This window comes from Cellulomonas biazotea (assembly GCF_004306155.1).
Classification (GTDB): Bacteria; Actinomycetota; Actinomycetes; order Actinomycetales; family Cellulomonadaceae; genus Cellulomonas; species Cellulomonas biazotea.
Window position 1 is genome coordinate 1 of record NZ_BIMR01000120.1, and the last position, 3,500, is coordinate 3,500.

Sequence of the window (3,500 nt, forward strand, 5' to 3'; positions counted from 1 at the left end):
CGCCGCGAGCCGCCGCCGACCGGCCCCGCAGACGCCGACGGCGCGCCGCCCGAGCAGGGGCGGCGCGCCGTCGGTCCGAGCGGCGTCCGGTCAGGCGGACGTGACGACCAGCGCCACGTTGTGCCCGCCGAAGCCGAACGAGTTGTTGATCGCCGCGATCGACCCGTCGGGCAGCGTGCGCGGCTTGTCCCGCACCAGGTCGAGCACGAGCTCCGGGTCCGGCTGGTCGACGTTGATCGTCGGCGGCGCCTGCCGGTCGTGCAGCGCGAGGACCGTGAACACCGTCTCCAGCGCGCCCGCGCCGCCGAGCAGGTGGCCCGTCATCGACTTGGTGGCCGACAGCGCGACGTGGTCGGCGTCGTCGCCGAGGACGCCGCGGATGCTGCGCGCCTCGATGAGGTCGCCCACGACCGTCGACGTCGCGTGCGCGTTGACGTGCACGATGTCGCGGTGCGACACGCCGGCCTGCTCCAGCGCGCTGCGCATGGCCCGGATCTGCCCGTCGCCCGACGGCTCGGGGGACGTGATGTGGTAGCCGTCGGCGGACAGGCCGACACCCGCGATCCGGGCGTAGACCCGGGCGCCTCGGGCGGCCGCGTGCGCGGCGCTCTCCAGCACGACCACGCCGGCGCCCTCGCCGACGACGAAGCCGTCACGCGCGAGGTCGTACGGGCGGGACGCGCCCTGCGGGTCGTCGTTGCGCTGCGAGAGCGTCCGCGACGCCGCGAACGCGGCGATCGGCATCGGGTGGATCGGTGCCTCGGTCCCGCCGGCGACGACGACGTCGGCACGGCCCGAGCGGATCATCTCGACGCCGTAGCCGATGGCCTCGGCACCCGACGCGCAGGCCGACACGAGCGCGTGCGCACCTGCGCGCGCGCCGAGGTCGAGCGACACGAACGCCACGGGGGAGTTCGGCATGAGCATGGGGACCGTCATGGGGAGCATGCGGCGGGCGCCCTTCTCCCGCAGCGTGTCCCAGCCGTCCAGCATCGTCCAGATCCCGCCGATGCCGGACGAGACGACGGCGCCGAGCCGGTCGCCGTCGACCTCGGGCGAGCCCGCGTCGGCCCACGCCTCGCGAGCCGCGATCACCGCGTACTGCGCCGACGGGTCCATCTTCTTCAGCTCGGGGCGCGGCAGGACGTCCGCGGGTGCGACCTTGATCGTCGCGGCGAACGACACGGGGATCCCGTAGGTCTCCGCCCAGTCGTTCGGGAGGGTGCGCGCCCCGGACTCACCGGCGAGGGCGGCAGCCCACGTCGAGGGCACGTCGCCGCCGAGCGGGGTGGTGGCGCCCAGTCCGGTGACGACGACGTCGGTTGCGTGGCTCATCGGTGCTCCTGGTGGCGATGGGGTGGCCCGTCCCGGCGCCGGCGACGGTGCGGTCGTGGCGGCGCCGGGACGGTGCCCGGGTCACGGCAGGCTCAGGACTGGGCGCCCGTGATGAACGAGACGGCGTCGCCCACGGTCGTGAGGTTCTTGACCTCGTCGTCGGGGATGCGCACGTCGAACTTCTCCTCGGCGAGCGTGACGATCGTCATCATCGACAGCGAGTCGATGTCGAGGTCGTCGGTGAAGGACTTCTCGGGCAGGACGGAGTCGGTCGGCAGGCCCGTCTCCTCGCTGACGATCTCGGCCAGACCGGCCAGGATCTCCTGCTCGCTGTACGCCATGGTGTCTCCTCTGATGATGCGGGGAAGGGTCGGACGAACGGTACAACCCGGTGGTCCGACCACCGGTCCCCGGTGCGGGGAGGCCCGGCGGCTGCCGGACCGGAGGGTCTCAGGGCAGGACGACGACCTGCGCGGCGTACACGAGGCCCGCGCCGAAGCCGATCTGCAGGGCGAGCGCGCCGCTGCTGACCTGCCCCTCGCGCAGCAGACGCTCGGTGGCGAGCGGGATCGACGCAGCGGACGTGTTGCCGGTGTCGGCGATGTCCCGGCCGACGACGACGGTCTCGGGGAGCTTGAGCTGCTTGATCATCTGGTCGATGATCCGCATGTTCGCCTGGTGCGGGATGAACGCCTCGATGTCGTCGGCGGTCACGCCGGCCGCGTCGAGGGCCTTCTGCGCGACGGGCGCCATCTGCCAGACGGCCCACTTGAAGACCGACTGGCCCTCCTGGCGCAGCGTCGGCCAGCCGGCGCCCTCGTCGCGCGTGGCGAGCCACGAGTGCGTCTGCCGGATCGCCTGTGCCTGGCCGCCGTCGGATCCCCAGATCGTCGGGCCGATGCCGGGCGTGTCGGACGGGCCGATGACGACCGCGCCCGCGCCGTCGCCGAGCAGGAAGGAGATGGTGCGGTCCGTCGGGTCGACGAACTCGCTCATCTTCTCCGCGCCGATGACCAGGACGTGCCGCGCGGTGCCGGCGCGGACCAGCGCGTCGGCCTGCCCGATGCCGTAGCAGTACCCGGCGCACGCCGCGGAGATGTCGAACGCGGCGGCCGGCGTCGCGCCGATGCGGTCCGCGATGATCGCCGCGCCCGCGGGCGTCTGGTGGAAGTAGGTGACGGTCGAGAGGATGACGGCGTCGATGTCGGCGCCCGTCAGCCCGGCGTTCTCGATCGCGGCGCGTGCGGCCTGCTCGGCGAGGTCGAGCACGTCCGTGCCGGCCCCTGCACGGCGGCGCGTGACGATGCCGGTGCGCTGGCGGATCCACTCGTCCGAAGAGTCGATCGGGCCGACGAGGTCGTCGTTCGGCACGACGTGCTCCCCGCGGGCCCCGCCGAGGCCGAGGATCCGGGTGTGCGCGGGGCCGGTGGCCTGCGTGAGGGTGGGACGGGTCACGACGACTGCTCCTGGGTGATCGCGGTGGGGCCCTGCGAGGACGGGGCGCCGTGGCGGCGCACGAGGTCGCGCGCGGCGTCCAGGTCGGCGGGCGTCTTGACCGCGACCGTCTCGACCCCGGGCAGCGTACGCCGAGCCAGACCCGTGAGCACCCCTCCCGGGGCGAGCTCGAGGAGCCCCGTGACGCCCAGGGCGACGAGGGTCTCCTGGCACAGGTCCCAGCGGACGGGGTTCGCGACCTGCGCGACGATCGCGGCGAGCGCGGCCTCGCCGGACGTGAGCACGCTGCCGTCGGCGTTGGTCAGCAGCGGCACCGCGGGGTCGGCGGGCCGGACGCCGTCGGCGGCTGCCCGCAGCTCGGCGACGGCCGGCTCCATGACCTGCGTGTGGAACGCGCCGGCGACCTGCAGGGTCACGACGCGCGCACGGGCCGGCGCGGCGGCCGCGAACGCGGCGAGGGCGTCGAGCGGACCGGCGGCGACGACCTGGCCGCCGCCGTTGACGTTGGCGGGCACGAGCCCGTGCGCGGCGAGCGCGGCGAGGACCTCGTCCGGGTCGCCGCCGAGGACCGCGCTCATGCCCGTGGGGCTGCTCGCGGCGGCGCGGGCCATCGCGGCGCCGCGCACGGCGACGAGCGCGAGGGCCTCGTCGTCGGTCAGCACGCCTGCGACGGCCGCGGCGGCGAGCTCCCCGACGGAGTGGCCCGCGGT

General features: G+C 74.7%; 4 protein-coding genes. All 4 read right to left on the minus strand.

Going from position 1 to position 3,500, the window contains the following annotated elements; all coding sequences use genetic code 11:
* Positions 1 to 90: 90 nt before the first annotated feature.
* Positions 91 to 1,335, minus strand: a complete 1,245-nt coding sequence (locus CBZ_RS09275) for a beta-ketoacyl-[acyl-carrier-protein] synthase family protein (RefSeq protein WP_130781282.1) — start codon at positions 1,333 to 1,335, stop codon at positions 91 to 93.
* A gap of 92 nt (positions 1,336 to 1,427) precedes the next feature.
* The gene (locus CBZ_RS09280) at positions 1,428 to 1,676 is read right to left on the minus strand and encodes an acyl carrier protein (protein ID WP_130781283.1); all 249 of its coding nucleotides are present in this window, start codon (positions 1,674 to 1,676) and stop codon (positions 1,428 to 1,430) included.
* 109 nt (positions 1,677 to 1,785) lie between these two features.
* Positions 1,786 to 2,790, minus strand: coding sequence for a beta-ketoacyl-ACP synthase III (locus CBZ_RS09285; protein WP_130781284.1), 1,005 nt, complete (start codon positions 2,788 to 2,790; stop codon positions 1,786 to 1,788).
* The coding region (locus CBZ_RS09290; RefSeq protein ID WP_130781285.1) for an ACP S-malonyltransferase at positions 2,787 to 3,500 on the minus strand (714 nt) is incomplete at its 5' end. The genes CBZ_RS09285 and CBZ_RS09290, both read right to left, overlap by 4 nt.

Bases quoted from the DNA above. Each gene is read 5' to 3' on its own strand.
- CBZ_RS09275 (WP_130781282.1), bottom strand. From the start codon at position 1,335: ATGAGCCACGCAACCGACGTCGTCGTCACCGGACTGGGCGCCACCACC.
- CBZ_RS09280 (WP_130781283.1), bottom strand. From the start codon at position 1,676: ATGGCGTACAGCGAGCAGGAGATCCTGGCCGGTCTGGCCGAGATCGTC.